This is a genomic window from Paraburkholderia nodosa, assembly GCF_001718195.1.
Lineage (GTDB): Bacteria > Pseudomonadota > Gammaproteobacteria > Burkholderiales > Burkholderiaceae > Paraburkholderia > Paraburkholderia nodosa_A.
In genome coordinates this window covers 88,028-109,222 of the sequence record NZ_MCNV01000008.1, presented here as the reverse complement: position 1 = coordinate 109,222, position 21,195 = coordinate 88,028, and the positions used below count along the sequence as shown (strand labels likewise).

At 62.6% G+C, this 21,195-nt stretch carries 26 protein-coding genes; 6 read left to right on the top strand and 20 right to left on the bottom strand.

Features of this window, described 5'->3' with window-relative positions; translation table 11 throughout:
* Positions 1-43: 43 nt before the first annotated feature.
* Together BFD71_RS16190 and BFD71_RS16185 are read right to left on the bottom strand one after the other, a co-directional pair.
* A complete protein-coding gene (locus BFD71_RS16190; protein WP_069265341.1) occupies positions 44-877 on the bottom strand; it encodes a glycosyltransferase family 2 protein in 834 nt (277 codons plus the stop codon).
* The gene (locus BFD71_RS16185) at positions 874-1,689 is read right to left on the bottom strand and encodes a glycosyltransferase family 2 protein (protein ID WP_069265340.1); all 816 of its coding nucleotides are present in this window, start codon (positions 1,687-1,689) and stop codon (positions 874-876) included. The genes BFD71_RS16190 and BFD71_RS16185 overlap by 4 nt, the downstream gene beginning before the upstream one ends.
* A gap of 281 nt (positions 1,690-1,970) precedes the next feature.
* Here BFD71_RS16185 and msbA point away from each other — a divergent pair, with 281 nt between their 5' ends.
* Positions 1,971-3,755 (top strand): lipid A export permease/ATP-binding protein MsbA, encoded by a 1,785-nt coding sequence (gene msbA, locus BFD71_RS16180; RefSeq protein ID WP_141710694.1) that lies wholly within the window; start codon positions 1,971-1,973, stop codon positions 3,753-3,755.
* 92 nt (positions 3,756-3,847) lie between these two features.
* On the opposite strand, the gene BFD71_RS16175 is transcribed toward msbA, so the two are convergent.
* Positions 3,848-5,008, bottom strand: a complete 1,161-nt coding sequence (locus BFD71_RS16175; RefSeq protein WP_069265339.1) for a glycosyltransferase family 9 protein — start codon at positions 5,006-5,008, stop codon at positions 3,848-3,850.
* Positions 5,009-5,306: 298 nt separating this feature from the next.
* On the opposite strand from BFD71_RS16175, the gene BFD71_RS16170 reads away from it, so the two are divergent.
* Together BFD71_RS16170 and BFD71_RS16165 are read left to right on the top strand one after the other, a co-directional pair.
* Positions 5,307-6,233 (top strand): glycosyltransferase family 2 protein, encoded by a 927-nt coding sequence (locus tag BFD71_RS16170; RefSeq protein ID WP_069265338.1) that lies wholly within the window; start codon positions 5,307-5,309, stop codon positions 6,231-6,233.
* A gap of 178 nt (positions 6,234-6,411) precedes the next feature.
* Positions 6,412-6,729, top strand: a complete 318-nt coding sequence (locus tag BFD71_RS16165; protein WP_069265337.1) for a DUF4148 domain-containing protein — start codon at positions 6,412-6,414, stop codon at positions 6,727-6,729.
* 53 nt (positions 6,730-6,782) lie between these two features.
* On the opposite strand, the gene mnmH is transcribed toward BFD71_RS16165, so the two are convergent.
* Together mnmH and BFD71_RS16155 are read right to left on the bottom strand one after the other, a co-directional pair.
* Positions 6,783-7,883, bottom strand: coding sequence for a tRNA 2-selenouridine(34) synthase MnmH (gene mnmH / locus BFD71_RS16160; protein WP_069265498.1), 1,101 nt, complete (start codon positions 7,881-7,883; stop codon positions 6,783-6,785).
* Between the two features lie 323 nt (positions 7,884-8,206).
* Positions 8,207-8,482 carry a DUF4224 domain-containing protein gene (locus tag BFD71_RS16155; RefSeq protein ID WP_141710693.1) on the bottom strand — a complete coding sequence of 92 codons (276 nt, stop codon included), beginning with the start codon at positions 8,480-8,482 and terminating at the stop codon, positions 8,207-8,209.
* A gap of 74 nt (positions 8,483-8,556) precedes the next feature.
* Between BFD71_RS16155 and BFD71_RS16150 the strand changes: the two genes are divergently transcribed.
* Positions 8,557-8,766: a DUF4224 domain-containing protein gene (locus BFD71_RS16150; protein ID WP_069265335.1), complete on the top strand. Its 210-nt coding sequence runs from the start codon at positions 8,557-8,559 to the stop codon at positions 8,764-8,766.
* Between the two features lie 173 nt (positions 8,767-8,939).
* Here BFD71_RS16150 and BFD71_RS16145 read toward each other — a convergent pair whose 3' ends face one another.
* Positions 8,940-9,473 (bottom strand): hypothetical protein, encoded by a 534-nt coding sequence (locus BFD71_RS16145; protein WP_141710692.1) that lies wholly within the window; start codon positions 9,471-9,473, stop codon positions 8,940-8,942.
* A 251-nt stretch (positions 9,474-9,724) separates the two neighbouring features.
* Between BFD71_RS16145 and BFD71_RS16140 the strand changes: the two genes are divergently transcribed.
* Positions 9,725-10,213, top strand: coding sequence for a hypothetical protein (locus BFD71_RS16140; RefSeq protein WP_069265333.1), 489 nt, complete (start codon positions 9,725-9,727; stop codon positions 10,211-10,213).
* 24 nt (positions 10,214-10,237) lie between these two features.
* Here the strand turns inward: BFD71_RS16140 and BFD71_RS16135 are convergent, their stop codons facing one another.
* On the bottom strand, positions 10,238-10,423 hold the full coding sequence (locus BFD71_RS16135) for a hypothetical protein (protein WP_069265332.1): 186 nt from the start codon (positions 10,421-10,423) through the stop codon (positions 10,238-10,240).
* Between the two features lie 9 nt (positions 10,424-10,432).
* Positions 10,433-10,921, bottom strand: a complete 489-nt coding sequence (locus tag BFD71_RS40560; RefSeq protein WP_141710691.1) for a hypothetical protein — start codon at positions 10,919-10,921, stop codon at positions 10,433-10,435.
* Between the two features lie 245 nt (positions 10,922-11,166).
* Between BFD71_RS40560 and BFD71_RS16125 the strand changes: the two genes are divergently transcribed.
* A complete protein-coding gene (locus BFD71_RS16125; protein ID WP_069265330.1) occupies positions 11,167-11,529 on the top strand; it encodes a hypothetical protein in 363 nt (120 codons plus the stop codon).
* Between the two features lie 45 nt (positions 11,530-11,574).
* Here the strand turns inward: BFD71_RS16125 and BFD71_RS16120 are convergent, their stop codons facing one another.
* From BFD71_RS16120 to BFD71_RS41450, 12 genes are all read right to left on the bottom strand, one after another.
* Positions 11,575-14,418, bottom strand: coding sequence for a phage tail tape measure protein (locus BFD71_RS16120; RefSeq protein ID WP_069265329.1), 2,844 nt, complete (start codon positions 14,416-14,418; stop codon positions 11,575-11,577).
* Entirely contained in the window at positions 14,411-14,857 is a 447-nt protein-coding gene (locus BFD71_RS16115; RefSeq protein WP_176732896.1) for an HK97-gp10 family putative phage morphogenesis protein, read from the bottom strand. Before BFD71_RS16115 ends, BFD71_RS16120 begins: the two co-directional genes overlap by 8 nt.
* A gap of 10 nt (positions 14,858-14,867) precedes the next feature.
* A complete protein-coding gene (locus tag BFD71_RS16110) occupies positions 14,868-15,173 on the bottom strand; it encodes a hypothetical protein (RefSeq protein ID WP_069265328.1) in 306 nt (101 codons plus the stop codon).
* Positions 15,174-15,195: 22 nt separating this feature from the next.
* Entirely contained in the window at positions 15,196-15,981 is a 786-nt protein-coding gene (locus tag BFD71_RS16105) for a S49 family peptidase (protein WP_069265327.1), read from the bottom strand.
* A 4-nt stretch (positions 15,982-15,985) separates the two neighbouring features.
* On the bottom strand, positions 15,986-16,549 hold the full coding sequence (locus BFD71_RS16100) for a hypothetical protein (RefSeq protein ID WP_069265326.1): 564 nt from the start codon (positions 16,547-16,549) through the stop codon (positions 15,986-15,988).
* Between the two features lie 48 nt (positions 16,550-16,597).
* Positions 16,598-17,395 carry a hypothetical protein gene (locus BFD71_RS16095; protein ID WP_069265325.1) on the bottom strand — a complete coding sequence of 266 codons (798 nt, stop codon included), beginning with the start codon at positions 17,393-17,395 and terminating at the stop codon, positions 16,598-16,600.
* Positions 17,396-17,474: 79 nt separating this feature from the next.
* Positions 17,475-17,951 carry a hypothetical protein gene (locus tag BFD71_RS16090; protein ID WP_069265324.1) on the bottom strand — a complete coding sequence of 159 codons (477 nt, stop codon included), beginning with the start codon at positions 17,949-17,951 and terminating at the stop codon, positions 17,475-17,477.
* Positions 17,948-18,367 carry a hypothetical protein gene (locus tag BFD71_RS16085; protein WP_069265323.1) on the bottom strand — a complete coding sequence of 140 codons (420 nt, stop codon included), beginning with the start codon at positions 18,365-18,367 and terminating at the stop codon, positions 17,948-17,950. The genes BFD71_RS16090 and BFD71_RS16085 overlap by 4 nt, the downstream gene beginning before the upstream one ends.
* A 103-nt stretch (positions 18,368-18,470) precedes the next feature.
* On the bottom strand, positions 18,471-20,084 hold the full coding sequence (locus tag BFD71_RS16080) for a YfjI family protein (protein WP_176732895.1): 1,614 nt from the start codon (positions 20,082-20,084) through the stop codon (positions 18,471-18,473).
* Positions 20,081-20,260, bottom strand: coding sequence for a hypothetical protein (locus BFD71_RS41455; protein ID WP_069265322.1), 180 nt, complete (start codon positions 20,258-20,260; stop codon positions 20,081-20,083). The genes BFD71_RS16080 and BFD71_RS41455 overlap by 4 nt, the downstream gene beginning before the upstream one ends.
* 255 nt (positions 20,261-20,515) lie before the next feature.
* Positions 20,516-20,716, bottom strand: coding sequence for a hypothetical protein (locus BFD71_RS16065; RefSeq protein WP_069265320.1), 201 nt, complete (start codon positions 20,714-20,716; stop codon positions 20,516-20,518).
* The gene (locus tag BFD71_RS41450) at positions 20,709-20,882 is read right to left on the bottom strand and encodes a hypothetical protein (RefSeq protein WP_176732894.1); all 174 of its coding nucleotides are present in this window, start codon (positions 20,880-20,882) and stop codon (positions 20,709-20,711) included. Before BFD71_RS41450 ends, BFD71_RS16065 begins: the two co-directional genes overlap by 8 nt.
* Positions 20,883-21,195 lie beyond the last annotated feature (313 nt).

Sequence of the window (21,195 nt, the reverse complement as noted above, 5' to 3'; positions counted from 1 at the left end):
AGCGCTGCCATGCCGCGCCGTGGTTCTGCGAAACGCGCGTCGTTCAGCTCGCGAGTTCGGCCAGACCGCGTTCGGCGCGCACGGTGCCGTCCGCGATACGCACCTTGACCCTTGCTTCGTTGGAGCTTGCCTGCGCGCGCGCTTGTTCGCGGTGCCAGAGGTGGAAGATTTCCGTGGCATAGGCGCCGAGCTTGCGGTGCACGCCGCCATTGGCGAGCCGGGCCACGAAATCGGCGTCCTCGTGCCCCCAGCCGGTGAAGCTGGTGTCGAATCCGTTCACACGCTCGATGTCGCTGCGCCAGGCGCTCATGTTGCAGCCCTTGATGCCGCGCCACTTGAACTGCTCGATCACGCGCCACTTGCGATCGGGCAGCTTGACGAAGAGGGGCGCGATCTTGTTGACGTGGCCAGCGAGGCGTTGCTGAACCCAGAAGCCGAAGCCCCTATCCGCAAGCGGAATCGTCTGTGCGATCACCTGTTGCGTGAGCGTTTCGTCGAGCAGGATGCGGCTGCCGGTGATGATGGCGCGCTCACTCGCGAGTTGCCGATGGCGCGCAACGAAATCGTGCTGCGCGACGCAGTCGCCGTCGAGAAAGATCAGGTAATCGCCGCGGGCCTGCACGATGCCCTTGTTGCGGATTTCGGCGAGGCGAAAGCCGTCGTCCGGGTGCCACACGTGCGCCATGCGCACCGGACTCGACGCCGCACAGCGCGCCACGGTTGCGCGGGTCGCATTGGCCGAGCCGTCGTCGGCGACGATGATTTCGTAGCGCGTGTCGGACTGCGCGCTCAAGCTGGCCAGTACCCGTTCGAGCGCATCGGGCCGGTTGTAGGTGCTGACGATCACCGAAATCAGCATGTCGCGACGCGCGTTCATCGGCTCTCCGGTGCGGCGTCGCGGGCTTTTGCGGCGGCGGACTGCTGTGTCTCGAGGAGCATGAGCTTCAGGTAGCGGTAGTAGGTGCCTTCGGCGTTGGAGATCGCCAGCACGAAGCCCATCTTGCCGTCGAGAAAGCCGCGTTGAATGATCCAGCTGCGCACGAAGGACCAGAAGCCGTGCAGCAGCGCCTTGCGCAGGCCGCCGCGCTTGCCGCGCGCCGCGCCCTGGGTCGCGCCGTAGGTCGAATAGCTGTCGATTTTGCGGAGCACTTCGGAGAAGTCGCGGAAGCTGTAGTGAATCAGCGCCTGAGTGAGCGTGCCGACGCGCGCGTCGGGCGCGGCGATCACGCGTTCGTGCACGAGATCGTTCGAGAAGCGCGCCGCGTCGCGGCGAAAGAGCCGCGTCACGTAGTCGGGCGACCAGCCGGAATGGCGGATCCACTTGCCGCAGTAGTTCGATTGGCGAGGCACGCGGAACAGGTCGGCGCCGTTCGACTTCACGCTTGCGAGAATTTCGTCGCGAAGCTGGGGGGAGACGCGTTCGTCGGCATCGAGCGAGAGAATCCACGGGCCGCGGGCCGCGTCGAGCGCGCGCTGTTTTTGCGGGCCGAAACCGGGCCAGTCGGTTTCGACGACCGTCGCGCCGAACTCGCGGCAGATGGCCTGGGTGCCATCCGTGCTGCCCGAATCGAGCACGACGATTTCGTCGACCCAGCCGTGCGCGGAAGCAAGGCAGTCCCGAATATCGTGTGCTTCGTTTTTGACGATGACGATGACGCTGATCGCATCGGGTTTGGCGCTGTCGTTCATCGGCGCTGGCTCGCGATGGCTGGGAAGAAGGTGAAGAGGGTGGGAAGGCCGGCTGGAGCCGTCCTCGCGTTCGGAGAGCGCTTCGCATAGACGCTTGCTGCGCGCGCGTTCGTGCCCCGAAGCCGAATCGCTGAGTATATACAAAAACGCCGGCGACGACGAAACCGCCCCGGCGCCGGGCCCGTCCGGACGGATACATCGCCTCCTGGGCCGAACGTTTACAATGGCGTACCTGTTTGCCAGGGGGCGGGCAGATTACCCGCATTTTTTTCGAGGAAATTTTGGGCGAGAGATCAACCTTGAGCAAGCCGATCGGCTCCGACACCAAGTCGTCGCCGGTCGTGATTGGCCGGCGGCTGTGGCCGTATGTGAAGCCGCTTATGTGGGTGCTCCTCGCAGGCGTGATCGCGATGGCCGTGGTGGCCGCCACCGAAGCCGGCATTCCCGCGCTGCTCAAGCCGCTGCTCGATCACGGCTTCGGCACGCGCGGCGCTCCGCAAGCGAAGTGGCTGGTGCCCATCGCGGTCATCGGGCTGGCGCTCGTACGCGGCCTCGCGCAATACGCGTCCGGTTACCTGCTGCAGTACGTGTCGAACCGCGTGCTGCTCGCGCTGCGCCTGAAGATGTTCGAACGCATGATTCACGCGAGCGTCGGCTTCTTTCAGCGCGAAACCGCGAGTACGGTCATCAACGCGATCGTGTTCGAGGTCAACCAGATTCTCGGCGTGCTGCTCGGCGTGCTGGTCACGCTCGTGCGCGACTCGCTCACGGTGATCTTCCTGCTCGGCTACCTGTTCTACCTGAACTGGCGGCTCACGTTGATCGTCGCGGTGCTGCTGCCGGCGATCGGCTGGCTCGTCAGCAAGATCAACCGGCGTTTGCGCCGACTGAACCGCGAGCATCAGATGCTCACGAACGACCTGTCCTATATCGTCGAGGAGACGGTGGGCGGCTACAAGGTCGTCAAGGTTCACAACGGCGAGACCTACGAAAAGGAACGCTTCGGCGAAATGAGCCGCCGCCTGCGCGGCTACCAGATGCGCATGACGGTGTCGGGCGGGCTCGCGCAGCCGCTCACGCAGTTCCTCGCTTCGATCGCGCTGGCGATCGTCATCACCATTGCCGTTGTGCAGGCCTCGAACGACCAGACGACGGTCGGCGGCTTCGTGGCGTTCGTCACGTCGATGCTGCTCGTGATCTCGCCGCTCAAGCACCTGATCGACGTGAATCAGCCGCTGCAGCGCGGCATGACCGCGGCCGAGCTGATCTTCGGGCTGATCGACGAGCCGCCCGAGCCCGCGGGCGGCGGCTTGCCGCTCGAACGCGCGCGCGGCGAAGTGGAGTTCCGCGACGTCTCGTTTGCCTATGGCGAGAGCCATCGCGTGACGCTCGACCATGTGTCGTTCCGCATCAATCCCGGCGAAATGGTGGCGCTCGCCGGCCCGTCCGGCAGCGGCAAGACCACGCTCGTGAATCTGTTGCCGCGCTTTTTCGATCCGAGCGGCGGCCAGGTGATGGTCGACGGCGTGTCGATCGCCGATTACGACGTGCATGCGCTGCGCAACCAGATCGCGATGGTCAGCCAGGACGTGGTGCTGTTCAACGACACGGTTGCGAATAACGTCGCCTATGGCCAGACGGCCGACCGCGAGCGCGTGGAGCGCGCGCTACGCGCCGCGAACCTGTGGGAAACGATCTCGGCGCTGCCCGAAGGCATGGACACGCTGATCGGCGATAACGGCATGAAGTTCTCGGGCGGTCAGCGCCAGCGTCTGGCGATCGCCCGTGCGATTTACAAGGATGCGCCGATCCTGATTCTCGACGAGGCGACCTCGGCACTCGATTCGGAGTCGGAGCGCCACGTGCAGGCGGCGCTGGAAACGCTGATGCGCGGGCGCACGACGCTCGTGATCGCACACCGCCTGTCGACGATCGAGCGCGCGAACCGCATCCTCGTGATGGATGGCGGCCATATCGTCGAATCGGGCACGCACCAGCAGCTGCTCGAGAAGGGCGGCATGTACGCGCACCTGCACAAGATCCAGTATCAGCAAAGCGCTGCCTGAGTCTTCCGGGCGATGACGCGGCGCGCGCGTTCAGGCGCGCCGCGGTCCTGAAAGTGCGCCGGCGTGGGCCTGAGCCGTTACGTTTGGAGTGATCAGGCCGCCGCGGACGCCGTAGCGGGCGCGTGAGCGGCGAGTTGGCGGAGCACCGCGCCGACGACTTGCGCGGGCGGGATGGTGTCCACGTTGCCGCTGCCCTGCAGCCCGATGGATCGGCAGGCTTCGGTCAAACGCAGCGCGGGCGGCTCTTGATCCCTGAACAGCGAGACACTGGGCGTTTGCGTGGTGTGGGCGACGTGCATCAGGCCGCCGTCCGCGCCCACGAACAGTTCGGCGTGCGCCACGATCTCGCGTGCCTGAAGGAACGCGAGCTTGCCGGTCAACGAGCGGATATGTACGCCAGCGGGCGCGCTCGCACACAACTGCTCCGCGATCTGCGTGCCGTTGTCGGAGCCGAGCACGACGATTTCCTTCGCGGCGCCGGCGGTGTCGTACTTGTTCAGCAATTCGACGACTTCGGGCCAGCGGTTGTAGGTGCGATCGGGGTCCACGCCGCCCGCCGCGATCGCGATGAACGGACGCGCCGGCAGGAGGCCGCGCACCGACTCGCGCGTTGCCGGCTCGCTGGCGAGATAGGGCTTGCTGATCGCGGCGAGCGTGTCGGCGTCGTGGCCGAGCGAGAACACGTCGTTGACGCTCGCGAAGCTGAAGCAGGTCTGGTTGCGGTCGGGGCCGTTGAAGTAACGGAACAGGCCCGCGTAGGGCAGCTTCGCGAAGTGCCGGGTCTTGATGCGAATCGACGGCAGGTTGTACTCGGAGAGCAGGATCGCGTCGTAGCGGCTCGCATCGACCTCGTCCGGGTCACCGTAGACCTTGCCGAACACGTCGTCTTCGCTGAAAAGCGACACCAGCGACGGCAGCGCGAGCAGATCGATGCGCATGCCGAGGCCCTTGAGCAGGGCGCGGCCGGCCATGTCCATCGTCGCGTCGCCGAAGTTGCGTTTGGCGTAGACCCAGAGGATGCGCTGCGCAGGGTCCAGATGCGCCTGTTCGAGGCGCAACTGGCCGTGCGCCTTCAGAAGAAGTTGCTTGTGCAGGTATTTCTTCGCGATCTTGATGCGGCTGGTGCTGCGAAGAAACGGCTCCGGCTCGTAAGGCACGCCCCGGTAGGGGATCGTGCAGGACCGGGAAACGGCCCGATCGAGCCAGCGTGCCGGCGAAACCCACGAAGTGTTCGAGTTGGTCTGCTGAAACACGGGTCTACTTGATCTTCAAGATAACCTCTCATTATCACACGATAGCAGCTCGTGCGCTTGACGAAGAATCAGGGACGGCTTAATGGGCGGCCACCGTGGGGTACGAACTCCCGCGGCAGTTCGGGCAAGAAGAATGTATGCGTACAATATCGCGTTTCTCGTCATGCTTCGCACCCAAAAGCCGCGAAGTCAGGACGTCATGAGAGAACCCATTTCTTCAGGCTTGCGTGCTGGCCGTTCTCGCGGCGAGCACGAAATGCACGCATGTCAAATCTGACCCTTTCTAGGGCAAACCTTCATGTTCAGTATTCTGATCCCGACCTGGAATAACCTGCCGTATCTCAAGATGTGCGTCGACAGCATCCGGCGCCATTCTTCGTTCGAGCACGAGATTCTCGTGCACGTCAACGACGGCAGCGACGGCACGCTCGACTGGGTCCGTGAGCAGGGTATCCGCCATACGTGGAGCAAGGGGAACGTGGGCGTATGCCTCGCCGTGAACGACGTGGCGCGCCTCGCGACGACCGGGTGGATCCTGTTCATGAACGACGACATGTTCTGCACGCCCGGTTGGGATACGGCCTTCGTCGACGCATTGCGCGAAATCGGCCCGGCGCCTGCCTATCTCGCCTCGCAGATCATCGAGCCGACCGACACCGGCAACGGCCTCGTGACGGTCGCCCACTTCGGCACGGGACCTGCCGACTTCAACGAGGCGGGGCTGCTCGAATTCGCCGCGAAGATGAACACAGTGGACCGCAACGGCATCGCGCTGCAGCCGACGCTCGTGAGCCGCGAACTTTGGCTGCGCGTGGGTGGCTATAGCATCGAGTTCGGGCCGGGCATGAGCAGCGACGACGACTTCCTGATGAAGCTCTGGCTGGTCGGCTGCCGCACGTTCCGCTCGGTCGGCGCGAGCCGCATCTACCATTTCGGCTGCCGGACGACGGGACGCATTCGCCGCAACCGCGGCGGCCGCGAATTCCTCCTGAAGTGGGGCGTGACGCAGCGCGACTTCAAGTACAACTACATGGCCCGCACGGCCGACGCCGCGCCGGGCACGCTTGCGAACGTCCCGCGTCCCAACTTCGTGAGCCGCCTAAAGCGGGTGATCTACGCGTTCGGCCTTTATCCGACTCAGGATCTCGAAGCGTGGGAGCCCGATCTGCCCGCGCAGCTCCAGCACACCGCTTCGTTGACTGAAAACGCCACGCCGCGTCAGTAATCGCGCCAACGCCGATGGCGCCCTTCGGCGCCGGATCGCGCGGACTTTGCCTCGAATTGGAACAGTGCCTTAGGATTCTAGGGGTTAACCCTAGGGATTCGTGAGCATACGATGTGTACATCGGTCGCATGCACACACAGTCGCACGTCGATCGCCAATCCAACTGGAGGTCGTTTCCATGAAGTCCCTGATTCAAGCCGTTGCCGTCGCCACCGTTCTTGCCGCTGCCGCTCTGCCCACCGCTTCGTTCGCGCAGTCGCACTCGACCATCACGCGCGCCCAGGTGCGCGCCGAACTCGTGCAGCTCCAGCAGGTGGGCTACCGCGTCGGTGACGGTGACAACGCCCATTACCCCGAAGCCATCCAGGCCGCCCAGGCGAAGGTCGCAGCGTTGAATGGCGCAAACAGCAGCTACGGCGGCGTGGCGAACGCCTCGCAAGCGGGCGGCCGCGCCACGGTTTCGCCTGAAGACTGGAACGCGATGTACTCGCGCTAAGCCGTCGCGGCGCGCGCGCCTTTTATGAAGTCCGCGAAGGGGAAGGGGATACGTCAGACAGTGCGAGGCGCTTCGGCTTCGCTGTCCGCAGGTTCTGCGGCGTAGGACGTTTCCTCCAGCCGCGCGAGCAGCGTGCGGGCTTGCGCGAGCGTGTCGCCCGTCATCGGCTGGAACGCGAAGTGCAGCGATTTTTCGAGCTTCGCGAAGTTGCGCCGCGTGCTGCGTGTATAGGCGGGATCGTAGTGCTGCGCGACGAGCGCCTCGTAAAGCTCCGCCCGTCGATCTTCGTCGAGCAGCTTGCACCACGATTCGATGCGCTCGCGCCCGTGCAGCGGCGTGAGCTTGTCCAGTTGCTCGCGGAAATACGTACGTTCGTCGAACAAATGTCCGTACTCCTCGAGCAGCAAGTCGATACGTTCTTTACGCGCGACGTCGAGTACGACACAAGGCGCGGCATGCAGACGTTCGACGAGCGCGGGCGGCAGCGTGATGACGCCGATGCGCCGGCTCTCGGCCTCGACGAACACGGGCCGCGTGGCGTCGAAACCGCGCAGCGTCTGCACGAGCGCCGTATCGAACGACTTCTGCGACGGCTGCGCCCGCTGGGGCAGCGCACCCAGCAACGAGCCGCGATGCGCGGCGAGCCCTTCGAGATCGAGCATCTGCGCGTTCGCTTGTCCCAGCGCCTTCAACAGGCGCGTCTTGCCGCTACCCGTCGGGCCGGCCACCACGATATAGCGAAAGCCTTCAGGCAGTGTGCCAAGCGCTTCCACGACCGTCTGCCGGTACGCCTTGTATCCGCCATCCAGCTGACGCGCGCGCCAGCCGATCATGTTGAACCACGCCGTCATCGAGCCGGAACGCTTGCCGCCGCGCCAGCAATAGATGAGCGGGCGCCAGTTGCGCGGACGGTCGGCGAACAACGTGTCGAGATGCATGCCGATGTTGCGCGCCACCATGGCCGCGCCCACGCGCGTCGCCTCGAAGGGCGAGTCCTTGTACATGGTCCCGACGATCACGCGCTCCTCGTTGCTGAGCACGGGTGCGTTGATCGCGCCGGGAATGTGGTCCTCGGCAAATTCGAGCGGCGTTCGTACATCGACGATCTCGTCGAATTCGCCGATCTGTTCAATGGTGACGCGCTGGTGATTCAACTGCGATGCTCCGGTGATGCCTGCCACGGCGTCGCGCTACATGAGCACGATGTCGTACTGTTGCGATGTTTTTGAATAATTGCAACGAAATCAATTACTTGTGTGATTATCTGGCTCGCCGTCGTCTGCTAGCTACCAATCTAGCTACCAATTGAACCGACGCATGAGGCCGGGCGTCAGTTTAACTCGCGTGGAGCCCTTCGCGCCGATACTCAGGGTTCGCGCGCATGCGCGCGCGTAGGCATGGGAAAACTCGATCTCGAGCGCCGCCTGACCTCCGCGCGCGCACGCGCGTAGGCGTAAGAAAATTCGATGGCGCGAGCTTAGCGCTGCCCACGCCTCGATCGAACTCGGCGATTCTTGTGCCACTCGTCGAGGGCGGCGAAATCTGGCTCGAAGTCGCCAACGGTGGCGGTTTTTGGATCATCTGAGACACCGAGGCGCCTGTCCCGATAAAGGCGCAGGACTTTGGGAGCACCGATGCAATCAACAACGAACGCCCAGCCATTCTTTTCGAGCCAGCGAATCATACAGGCGCGCTGATTGGGCTGACAGCCGACGAGATCGGCAAGCTCGGAGGAGGTGAGGTAATCGCTCATCGGTTTCGACGGGGGCAGCTTCACGAGGTAAAAAGATAAGCGGTATCTTCCCCCTTTCCCAATGGAGAACACTAATGTTCCTCGACGAAGAAGAGCTGACCCAACTCACGCGCAAGCAGCAGAACGCGGCGCGCATTCGCGTGCTCAACGCGATCGGCGTTCAGCACAAGATCCGCCCCGACGGCTCGATCGCGGTGCTGCGCCAGCACGTCGAGCAAGTCTTTGGTCTGAAAAAGCCCAAAAAGGAAGAAGGATCCGGGTGGGTCCCGAGCTGGTTAAAGTAGTAAGCCAGTGGGTTTCCGAACGCGCTGCCCGGGACCACTGACAAAACTGACGGAGGGGCCGCCGATGTTAGTGCGGAGGCGGCCGCCTATGAGTCAATGTTGATAAGGGTTTCGGGGTTGTTGCCCGTGTCTACCCACCAAAAATCAAAATGCCGATCAGACGCTAATGATGGTCATTCAACGTTGCCTTCGGAGATAATTTCCGGCTGGGGCCTTTCCCTGATCTCCTTGGCTGCCGCGGCGTCATGCCATTTCTTGATTGCATCGTCTGAAACATGACTAGCGACGTTTTCTCGCCACGCATTCCCCGATTTAATGAATACGGCGGAGCGACGCGGAATGTCCTCAATTATTTTAAGCGGCAGGTCTTTCATCCGTTCACGATCTGGGTGGTCAGCCAGACTGTCGAGCAGCCACTGATTACTCACTCGTGCGTCGTCCCAGTTCTTTTGCGTACACAAACCGTCGATCATGGTGAAGCGAATATGTTCACGCGCGAGCAGCGTTTTTGCGAGTTCGGCATATGAGCTATTTGATGGGGCCCTGAGCCATTCAAGGAAGGCCTGATCGGGACGATCGCCGAACTCGAAGTCTTTACTGCCAGTCAGCTGGGAGATTCCGTAGTACATCAAAAAACCCGAGTGGGTTTGCACTTCTTCAGGCTGCGCTTCGAACCAATCAGCCATAGCTTGCAGTGGTGTCGGCATTGCTTGTTCCCCGTTACGTAGTGATCCGCTAATAGACCGTAAACCGCTCGAGAAAGCAATATTCGCGGTGAGATCGCGGCATCGCCTCGTTGAAGTATGCGATAAAAGACTGGGGCGCCTCTCGTGCATTTTGAAGCAACGCCACCACTGACAAACCTGACAGAAGGGGTTAGCCTTCTTCGCCAGCCTAGTTGCCGTCTGAAACTAGCCGCTCGAATGTGGCCGCTGCCAGCTGCGACACCTAGAGAACTATGACTACACAAAACCCGAATGACGCGCGTGCGGTAGCGGAAGAATTGTCCCATCGTCAAGTCTTGAGGACTTCACTTGAAAAGTGGTGGGAGCGATTGGCGGAGCGGTCCTCAGCGTGGGACCTTGAGACCGTCAAGCACCTTGTCGTGCTAAATGCCGCGGGCTTCGCGGGGGTGGCAACACTGCTCGCAGGGAGTAGGCCGCCTCAACCCGGATGGATAGGCCGGGCGACGCTGCTCGGATATGGCTTTGGCGTGGCCCTCGCGATTCTCAACATGTACCTCGTAGCCGTGCGCTTCGACAAGATGACCGAGGAGATCAAAACGCGAATCGTGCGCACTCACGATTTATCGAGCCCGATGAATGACGTCTTCGATCCGCTCACGGCGGGACGCCGGCTCGGCATCTCTGGTCAGATATGCGGATGGGCAGCTGCCATCCTCGCGGTGATTAGCACGCTTGCGATTGGCTTCAGCCTCGTGAAGTGACATGGAGTCGCGACAGAAGGGGAGCTAGCCTTCGTCTTCGTCCTCGTCATCTGACGTGAGCTGCTCATGGTGGTATGGCATCAGCGTTTTCGCCGCCTCGACGCGATGCTCCATGGCGATGCCTGGATTGCCCATTACGGCCTCCAGAAACACCATCGAGTCTTCGGTTTTCGGAACTGCATCCCACGCTGGATCGCGCTCTGTCGACATACTGTCCTCCTAGTTTTTTCTATTGCTGACGACCAGCCGCGGCGGCGGCGGCATCGATGCAAACTTGCTCGCGGCTTTCTTGGCCGCATCGGCCTGCTCGTCCTTCTTGCCGCCTTCGCCCTTCTTCACGTATAGGAACGGCAGCGCGGCCGAGGCAGCGCGAACCTGAATTGCCGTAGCATCAATGCGGCCGAGCGCGATGTCCTGCAGCAGCTTCAGCATGTCGCAATCGTCTACCGGCACCGGGACTGCCTTCGTCCGCTTGAGTGCCCCACCATGCGGCTGCGCCTCCAACTCATCTTTCTTCGCAGCCCGGCGCGACACGGTCGATTTCGACGGCGCTTCAGCCTTCGGTTTGCGGCCGGCGCCAGCTCGAGCGCCACCGCGACCGCTCGTCGCGGTTTGATTTTTTGCAGGTTTGATTTCGTCGCTCGCGGACTTGGGCTTGCGACCGGCTCCGGGTCGCGAACCCCCGCGCCCATTGGGTTTGATGGTCATTTGATTTCGCCTGTTTGATTACCGAGAGGTGTTTAAAGGGGGATTTTTTCTCCGCATGGGAGGACGCGCGGTGTCTCACATAGCGCAACGCCAAAGAATGAAAGCCCCCCGGGGGCGCTGTGCCATGGGAACGCGCAGGCGGCCCGCTGTGGCGTCCGCACGAGCGCGTTAATACGACGGCGACCCGCAGCAGCGCAGGCTGTCCTGATTGCGTTTGTGTAGCATGGTGCTTTTCGGAGGACTTCATGTCGAAACAGCAGCGACCCACCAACACCGAGCTGATCGAACGAGTGACTGCGGACGCCAAGGCGTTCTTCGAGGCGCATCCAGCGCGGAACCTGTACGCCGGGTATCTCGGCAACTCAGATACTGGCGCTTGGGCATACCTCGTTATGGAGCGCAGTGGGCCATACGGCGCGTTCGAATTCACGCCGCCGTCCGACGAGTTCACCCGCGAGCAGTTCACGACACTGCTCAACCACATGCCACGCGGCGAGACAATCATGAAAGAGTCTGCTGACAAGGTCGGCGGCACCGTGCGCGCCGCCGTCGATGCGCTGCTTGCACGCGCCTTGTCTGTCGCACCGACCAGCTCGACGAAGCATTGATGTAGGGCTGCGGCGTGCAGCCCGGATCGATCGCGAGCTCGCACGCTAGACACTCCGGTTCCTGATCTGCCATGCGTAACCGCCCTGGCCTTTCATCTTCTGGTCCATACGCTGATCCATCCACGTTTGGATCGTCGCCTTGAGCGAAACGGCGTCCTGTTGCGTGAAGCTGTTGCCGCCGTCCGAACTGTTGATCTCGATATTGAACTGCGTCGAGCTGCCGGACGAGGCGGGCGTGATAGCGTCGAAGACGGAAGGGCTGACAGCGCCGCCACGTGCAAAGTGCGCCACGCTGCCCACGGCGCGCGCTGTGCCGCTGTTGATGGCGTCGAGATTCGGGACGCCGATGCGGCTCACAGCAGACGCGTTGAGCACATATTCGCCGTTCGATAGCATCGCTGGGATGCTGTCGCTCGTCGACGTGCCGGGCCCGAACACATGGCCGCCGTCAGCCAGATGGAACACGCCAGCGTAAGAGGTCGGTGCGCTCGGTGCGCTGAACGCGCTGCCGAGATACTCGGAGGCCATGCTGAAGAGACTAGACATCGCCATGCGCGCCTGCATCCGCACCAGGTCGGAGATCATGCTATCGATCAGGCTGCGGAAATTGAGCTTGCCGGAAGTCGCGAACGTGGCCAGTGAGTCTTCCATGCCTTTCGCCATGCTCGTGAACATCGAATCGACCTGCCCAGCCACATTCTTGGCACTGTCCGCGTATTCCTGAATCGCGCGCGATGCACCGACGGTCCAATCGCGGTTTGCCGCAAGAATGTCGTCCGAAGACTTGCGGGCAATTTCGACGGCGCTGTCGTAGTACGCCTGCGTTGCCTGCAGCTCGGAGTTGTACTGATCCTTACTCAAGCGGCCTTCCGTGAGCGACTTGGCGAGCGCAGCGCGCTTTTTGTCATAGTCCTCCATGAGCTTGATCTGTGCGTCGTAGTCCGCGCGGGTGCTCGTTCCCATCGACAGGCCGGCCAGCTTCTGGTCTGCGGCGGTCTGTTGCGTTTTCAGCTGTTCCGTAAGGCTGTCCGTGTACACCTTCAGCGCGTCAGTCTGCTTTTTCGCCAGCGTGTCGGTGTCGTCGGCGAACTTCTGGTAGTTGCCGGTCATCTGCTGCTGCAGGCGCGCGATGTCGTCTGCATACTTGCGATACGCCTCGGCGTTCTTCTTTCCTCGCGCGAGGTCCTCCATCTGCTTGTCGAGGTCGATACGCTTTTGCAGCGATCCCTGTTCGGCGACGTAGCTCTGAGTCAGCGCATCTTGCTCGCTGATAAGGCCATCGGCCCGAAGCGCTTTGATGTGCTCGAGCGACGTCCGCAGCGCATCCTCGATCTGCTTCTGCTGATTCTGGAGAGTCGAGAGGTCCGCATTGACCGCGTTGTCGTTGGTGCGGGCCGCATGGGGATGCTCGATCTTCTGAGAGTCGAAGGCGATCATCTGCTTGCGCTGGGCTTCAAGCTGCGCTGTCAGCGCGGGCTGGAGCGGTCCCGCCTGCTTCAGAAGCTTGATCCGGTTGTCGATGATCTCGTTGTCGCGCGCGATAGCCTCGGTTAGCTTTTGCGCGGGCGAGAGCGTGCGCTCGTACTCTTTGCGGACCGATTCTTGCGACTCGGCCAGCAGCGTTTTCGTCTTCTTGTTCCTATCCGCGGCGGCCTGCTCGGCATTGTTGGCGTCGACGATCTTCTGCTGGGCAGCAATCAGCGGGCCATAGTCGGTGTAATCGAAATTGGCGGTGCGGCCGCTTTGCTGTGCCGCCTGCTTTGCCTTGAGATCGTTGAGCACGTCGAGATCGGTCGACTTGCCGCTAAGCGCGCGCGTGTAGCGATCCCACGCCGCCATCACGTTGTCCCAATAGCCGATCATCGCGGAAGTGTGCGTCTTCGAGCTCATGTCGATGTCCGCCAACTCCTGCTGGACCAGGATTGCGAATGCCTCGTGCTTACGGCCCGTCTTATCGAGCTGATCGATAAGCGACATCTGGGCCTCGGTCATCGTGTGGTGAGATGCCTGGTATTCTTCGGCCGCCTTCCGCACATCGTCCTGCTGCCTGAGCAGGCTATCCAACACCTTGTCGAATGCTTCGCCGGTCGATTTCGCCATCGCCTCAGCAACGGTACCCACTTGTGGGAATACGTCGGCAGAGACGCGCCCGGAGGCGATGATCTGGTTGAGATCGTCGGTTGCCTTGCCAACGCTGACGCCAAAGCGTGCCGAAAGAGCTTCGGCGAGGCCTTGCACCGATTCGCGCGTCTGACCCGCCCATCCGGCGGTCGTGTTCATGGCGTCATTGAACGCGTGCGCACGCTCCGCCGCGAGGTCGATTGCCTTATACATGCCATAGGCCGCAGCGCCCATCGCGGCGATGCCGAGCGCAACGGGATTCGCAAGATATTTGAGCGCGTCGAGCCGCTCAGCCATCACCATCATAGAGCCACCGAATCGTGACCAGTTTCCCTGCAGCATTTCGTGGCCAAGCACGAGCATTTCCGTGCGTGCGCCAGCGGCACTGTGGCCGGCGCCTGCCGTCGCGGCATCGGCAGCCTTGATCTTGTCGATGTATTGCTGCGCGGCATCTGATACGCCGAGCTCAGCCGCCCGCAGCGCCATCAGCTCGGTCCGCGTCTTGCCGGCTTGATCGGCCTGCTTCTGGAGCGCGGTGAGCCAGCTCTCGGCAGTGCGCTGGGTTTTACTGAACGCGTCCACCGCGGCCTGCCCCTGGTCAGACAGCGCCTTGCGCACGTCGTCGACTGCCTTGACTGAATTCGACATGCGCTGGTTGTACGCCGCCTGGCTCGTCATGAAATCAGCCATGCTCTTGCGCGCCCGGTCCATCGCGGACACGTAGCCGGTGGAATCGCCAGTGAGGCGCACTACGGTTTCATTAGCCATTCGTCAGCTCCTTTACCTTCCGGTCGATCACTTCGCCGAACTTGTCGGCGGCTGCCTGCTTTGTCGCTTCGTAGGCCGGGCGCAAGAACGGCTGCGCGGCCTCCCTGGACGATCCATGTTCCTTCAGCTCAAGGAAGCGTCCGTAGAATGCGTCTTTGCTCCACGTCACGAGATAGGTCGCACGAATACCCTCGACGGAGCGCTCTTTGTCGTATGCGAGCAGGATGTTGTCGCGAAGCATCCCGGGATACCGCGTCTGTCCTTTGCTTTGCCACGACCTGTCGCCTATCGGTGCGCGAATCTTCACTTCTTCGAAAATCAAGCGCGCGCCGGCGACGGTTGCCTGCCTCAACACGGATTCGCTCGCCACCTGCTCGAGTGCATCAATGATGGATGCCATCGCATCGGGGTTCTCGATCGTCAGTTTTCCTGTTGCCATATGCATTGCCTCAGTACACGCCAACGACCAGATTGCCCTTCACGATATGCGGGTAGCTCAGACCCGACGTTGAGCTATACGTCCAGTAGGCGCCGTTCGCGTCGATCGTGATGATTGGCGAAGCCGTCTGGTTTGAGATGTGGAAGTACAGCTGCTCGGGCATGAATGACCAGAAGGACGTACCGTCCGACAGGTCAACCGGGTATGAGCCGGGGTTTCCGTCGATGTAACGTATGCCCTTGATGCGCCCGAGCCGGTGCGTGCCGTCGAGCATCAGCGTGCCGTTCGCATCCCAGATTTGAAGCCCTGCTGTCATAGATCCTCCAATTGACAGTGTGTTATCGACCCGCGAGCAGGCGGCCGATGACGGTTCGATAGCTCGCGATGCCGTCCACCATGCCCGCCGCGTGGGCTGCGCCCGCGCCGAGCAGGCGTCCGCCACCCATCTGCGAGCGCACGCGTGCCGACGTGGTGCTGCGATGACGTGCGACGGCGCCGGTGAAGGAGCGGTAGTAGTCGTCGACGCGCGACTGCATGAACTTGCGCGCCTCTGCGTCGAGCGGCTGGTATGGGTTGCCATCGACCTTGTGCTTGCCTGCCGAGATGAGCGTCGTCTCGATGCCTACCTGTTTCTGCGCGCCTGACATATCAAAGTGGGCAACATAGACGCCGATCGATCCGACCTCGCCGCCGGGCGTGACATAGAACTCGCCGGCGGCGCTCGCGATCCAGTACGCGGCACTCGCCGCCATGCTATTGGCGATGGCGACGATGCGCTTTTGTCCGCGAGCCCCGTAGATCTCGCTGGCGAGTTCACCCACGCCGTAGATCGACCCGCCCGGGCTGTCCACGTCCAGGAGGATCGAGCCGATGGCCGGATCATTGAGCGCCGCGCGGAATGCCCCCTGAAAGTCGGTCAGCCCATAGCGAGGGCTGCCGAGAAGGGCGGTCGGTGCGCGCTGGGCGATCACGCCGCAAAGCGACAGGACAGCCACGGAGCGGCCGCCGCTCTGCGGATTGCCGCCGGCAGCTCGCGCAGGCGCCGCCAGACCGCCTGCAAGGCTGAGCACGCCGTCGACGGAGTGAAGTGCGGCCGGATGGATCGCGACAATCGAATGCTCCATGCCGTTACGCCACGCCAACGCCAGCGATCGTGCGAACGCGCTTGGCGTACACCGTCAGCGAGTCATCCGCCGAGACGATCGGCTCGAACTGCACTGTCAGCGCGTCTTCGAAGCTCTCGAATCCCGCCGTGCCGATCTCGCGACACAGGGCACGCATTGCGCTTTGCGCTGCGACAAGTTCCATTGCGGCCTTGGCCGCCCGTTCAGCCACCTTGCGCACATCGGCTTCCTTCATGCGCCTGGACGAGAGCCGCTGACGCAGGATGCCGAGCGTTTCGTGGTGCGAAAACAGCCCACGCTGGAGAACTTCCATATCGGCCTTCGTACGGAGGTGCTCCGCCCGCAGGTCCTCGAATTCCTGATCGGCGGGCGACGTGGAAAAGCCGCCATTGAGGACATGCATGGCGAGTTCTTCGGCGGTGACTGGGGAAGTGGACTTCTTGCCATTCTCCAGCTCCGCACGCAGCGCACCTTCGCGCCGGTTTAGCTCATTGATGCGCGCGCGCATTTTGCCGTTGAGCTCAAACGCCTCCTTGTATTCCGGGTATGCCTCGTAGATCGTCTTCATGTGGCCTGAATCCTTGGTGTCAGTGGTTGGAGATGCTGCGGTGCGCGCTTATGCGGCGCGCCGACGGTTTGCGGGAGTAGGCGCAGTATCCAGATCGGGCGGAATGTCGCCGCGCTCCGCGAGGCCGTTTTCAATGAGGACGTCGCCCAATCGACGCGGCGGACGGTGCGTCGTGACTTCACCCTTTTCGTCGAGGCGCGGGCAGGCGATGCCGAAAGCGGCGAGCGTCGGTTCCAGCTTGTGCGTCCAACTGGTCAGGCGCTCGCTCACATCGGCGCGCGTGAGCGGAAGCAGGGCCATCGCGTTCGTGTCGGCGCTTGCTTCTTTGAGCAAGTCCATGCACGACTGCACCTTGTCGGCGTTCGAGCTGTATTCAACGTACTTCCCGCCAGTGGCCCAGCTTTTGAGCGTGGCAGACGTCACGGAAATCATGTGCCGCATCTGCTGCCAGGCGTTTTCCGCATGGTCCCGGAAGGTATCGAGGCGCGTGTCGCGCGACTCGATGAGCTCCTTGCGCAGGCGGTAGTCGTCATCGCGCTTCAGATGCGCCAGGGTTTCGGCGTCTTGAGCCGCCTGCTTGTCGGCGACCTTTGCCGCTTCGAACAGGGCTCGGGCCGCCTCCAGCTTCGCGGCTGCCTCGATGCGAGCGGCTGTCGCCTTCTCGATCGCTGGGTCGTGTCGTTTGTCGAGGCTGTCGAGCTGCTTGCGCAACGTGGTGCGCTCTTCGATGTGGGCTTGCTCGACGCGGTCGAGAATCTGCTCCATCTCGGGCGCGGCGAGCAGGTCACGCACTTTCTTCTCGTCTTCTGCCGAGAAATTGGCGCGGTTGAAAATGTTGAGTCGCATGAATCATGCTCCAGAAAAAGTAAGGGGCTGCCATCCCATAGTAGGACGGCAGCCCCTTCGGACTACTGATTTCGACTCTCTAACAGATTCCCATTTCCCGGCGTATCTTTCCGTAGCGCTTTCTAGATACGCTGGGCATGGGGTGAGGCGGTGGTGCGGCGGAAGCGGCTTTCTGGTGCGCATCCGTCGCGCCCCGGCAGCGCCGTCCAGTAACGATCGCATCGAACGCGTTCCAGAAGGGCGCGAATCGGGCATTTGATAGCGACCGGTTCGCACGTGCCTTGCGCTTCACGAACTCGCATTCGAGGCGCAGCAGCAACACTTCCAACCGGTCCGCTTTCATCGAGTTGGCGGCCACAGCGACAACCATCTCGTGCGCCGCCACATACTGCCTCACATCGACACCGCGCCCGAACCTCAGGAGATCCGGCAGGGCGCGCTGCTGAGCCTGTATGCGGTCGATGAGTTCGCGCGCCGTCACATCGCACCCGCATTCGAGGCGCAGCATGGCCGCCCGCAAGTCCTCGGTGCTGTCGAATAGGTTGGTGCCGCTCATCTGTCGAACCTCCATGAGCGTCTGGCCGCCGCATCCCGCGCCGCCGCTTCAACGCGAGCGATGCGCAAACGCTCGGCGAAATGGGCGAGGTCAGGGCGCAGGGTGCTTATCGGCTGTCGCTCGATGCACATAACCACATGGTCGTAGCCTTCGTCCGGCCAGCCCTCCAATTTCGCGAGCTCATCCACCACGGAGAACAACTCGCGCTGCATGGCGTCGAGCTGCTCGCGATTGACATACGGGCCCCACGGGAGATACGGCCCATCGGCGTACAGCGCGCCGTCGCACACGAGGCCGTCGCGATCTGCGCTTTTCTCGGTATGCCCCCCGGTGGCACTGACAAAACTGACAGAAGGGGGCGGCGGCGAACTGTCTGCGCCCGACCCCGGCCGCAAGCGAGCGAGATACTTGTTCATCGATCGACCTCCGGGTGATCGGCAGCACGTGACGCGTGACTCGACGCAGTAACGTGCGAGTCACGTGCGGTCATGTGTGCGGGTAACGGGTTGGGATCGTGGATCATTTCTTCGCTCCCGGGTGAATGCGATAGCTCGTCTTTGAGCGGCCGCCAGTCTCCGCCGCCTCAGGTACCAGATAGCCGTATTCGATCAGGACGCCAATTGCCTTCATTGCCGCTTCGCGGTTCTCCAGCCCAGACCATTGATTGCGGTAGACGTCGCGTGCCGAGAATCCGTCAGTCACGTCGCCTGCCTTAATCCGCCGCAGCAGCGCTTTCGCGCCGCTGACTTCCGCTACGAGCACGGAACCGTAAGCGCGCTCGGCGTGGCTGCGTAGGTACGCCGCCCAGGCGAGCGCCTGATTCATGGCGTAGTCCGTTACCGGGCCAATACCGCCGTTGGCGAGGTGCAGAACGAGCGCGAGCGACGGCACAAGCTTTCTGTACTTCGCAAGGTGCGACTCCATCGCTGGGTGCAGATCGCCGCTGCGCAGCGTATTTTCATGCTCGGCACGCCACTCGACGAAGATCTCCATCGCGCCGGGCGACAGACGCAGGAAGGGCGGGTTGCCGTCCGGCTCGCCGTCGGGGCCCGTAGGAACCTCGGAGAGCCACGTCTCTACCGGGTCGGCATCAATGAGCCGGTGGAATACGCCGTGCGCGGCGTGCTTCGCCTCGGCATCTGGCCAGCAATCGACGTTCTCCCACCTCTCGCGCGGAACGTCAGGCCATACCAGCACGCCGAAACGCTGTACGAGTCCGTCGTCTGCCGCGCCCCCGCCGATTGCGCTGCGCAGGTATTCCGACAGTCGCCCGGGCTGCGTCGAGCCGATCAGCGATAGGCAAACTGCCTCGATGCGCTGATGGCCGCGCATGATCCGGTCCACGACATAGCCGTCGTTGCCATTCCAGCCGGTCAGGTAGAAGCCGCGGGCGCTTTCCTGCCCATCTCGGTCTAGGCCCTTCAGCAGGCTAACCAGCTCATCGCGGAACACGCCAACGCCCTGTGGATTGTCGGCGCAGATCTCGCCCAGCTTCTCGACCGTCGCGTCATTGACCAGGTACCGCATGAGCTTCGGAGGCTCAGGCGACTCGGACGAACGCACGTCGACAGCCGCGTCTGGGTTCTTTTTGAGCGCCGCCATCGCTTTCTTGTCCGCTGCGTCCTGCCGCATCTTGTGGAGCTTTACCTCGCCTTCGTGGTCCGCAAGTTCATCGTCGAAGCGCTGGCTGGCTTCCATGTCGAGCCGCTTCACTGGCGCTAGCACGGCGCTCATCGCCGGCGACTTCATCACGCCAGGGCGGCCGACGATGCAGACCCACTGATTGGCGTACTCGGTCCAGTCGTCACGCAGCTTCGGGCGCACGCCGACGCGGCGGCCAATGACGATACCGAGCGCACCGATGATGGTCGCGCCGATGAAATCCGGCGGACACTGCACGCGGTTTGCGATGTCTTGCGCCCAAGGCCGCAAGCTTTCGGGCAAGAGCGCCATATCGAACGGCTCGACGGGCTTGAGCGAGTCCGGCAGCGGCTCGATGTCCGGCCATTCGACTGAAGCCGGCGCATTGGCAAAGAATTCGGAGCGCACCTTCTCAATGCGCTTACGATCCTTTGCCGCATCGTTGACTGCGAGCGTGTTATCGATGTCAAAATCGTCTAGGTAGTCGATCACAGGCGGCCCTCCGCTGCTTGCCGGGTCAGCCATTGTTTGGCCGAGGCGATGATGTACTGCGTTACCCATTCGTCGTGCTCCTTCCATGCTTTTTCGCCCATAGCCATACGGCAGCGGTTGCGCTCCCGTTCGATCATCTGGCCTACCTGGGCCTTGATTGCGTGGCCCTTGCTCATGCCGCGCCTCGTAAGGACTGCTCAGCACCGCGAATACGCCGAGATCCGCGGGGCGCTTTGGTAGCAGCTCCTTCGCTTGCTACCGGCTCGACAGGACTGACAGTGAAGCCGATGCCACCGATTTCCTCGCACATGCGGCGAGCTTCCGCCCACGCAGCCTGCTGGTCGGCGAGCGCCATACCGTAGTAGGTGCCAGAGCGCCAGAGGCCATCAACTTCGCGGCCAGCGTCGTGCCAGATCGGCATCCAAAGGGCATTAGCCATTTCGAGCCTCCGTTTCGCTGTTCAGCGCGGTGCGAATGTCGGACATCAGGTCGGCCATTGCCCAGGAAAAATTCGTGCGTGCGGTCGGGGTCAACTCGTTGGGCGCCGATTCGTCAGCAACTTCTAGCACTATCAACAGGGCTTCCAACTGGAGCGTCTTTCGATTGAGAAGGTCGCGGGTCTCGCTACGCATGGCGCACCTCCATCGGCTGGGCGAGCGCGGCCAACGCGAGCAGGGCGTCAGCGCAGATGTCGAGCGCGTCAAAGACGGTGGGCGCGAGCGTAGCGGCGCGCAGGGCGCTATTCGCGAGTTCGATAGGGGATGGCGTTTGCTCGGGACGAGCGAGAGCTTGGCGCATGTTGCGGCCTCCACAGACTGGTTGAACAGCCCGGCACGCCGCTCTCAAACGGGGTGGCCGGGCGCAAGGCAGGGTTGAGAGACCGGCGTCTGTGGATACCGGCGTGCGCGAACGCACCCCCACCAAGGCCCGACCATAGAAGAAGGCACTTGATGTACGGACGTAAAAAAACCGCACAGCGGCGGTTGTCCGCCACAGAACTTTCCGGCTCTCACCCCGGGTGGCTGTTGTCTCAGCCACGTGAAAAGTATACGCGCGTCGGTTTACGCTGTGCAAGCGCATTTTTTCGAAAAGAGCCCCCGGGAGCACTGAC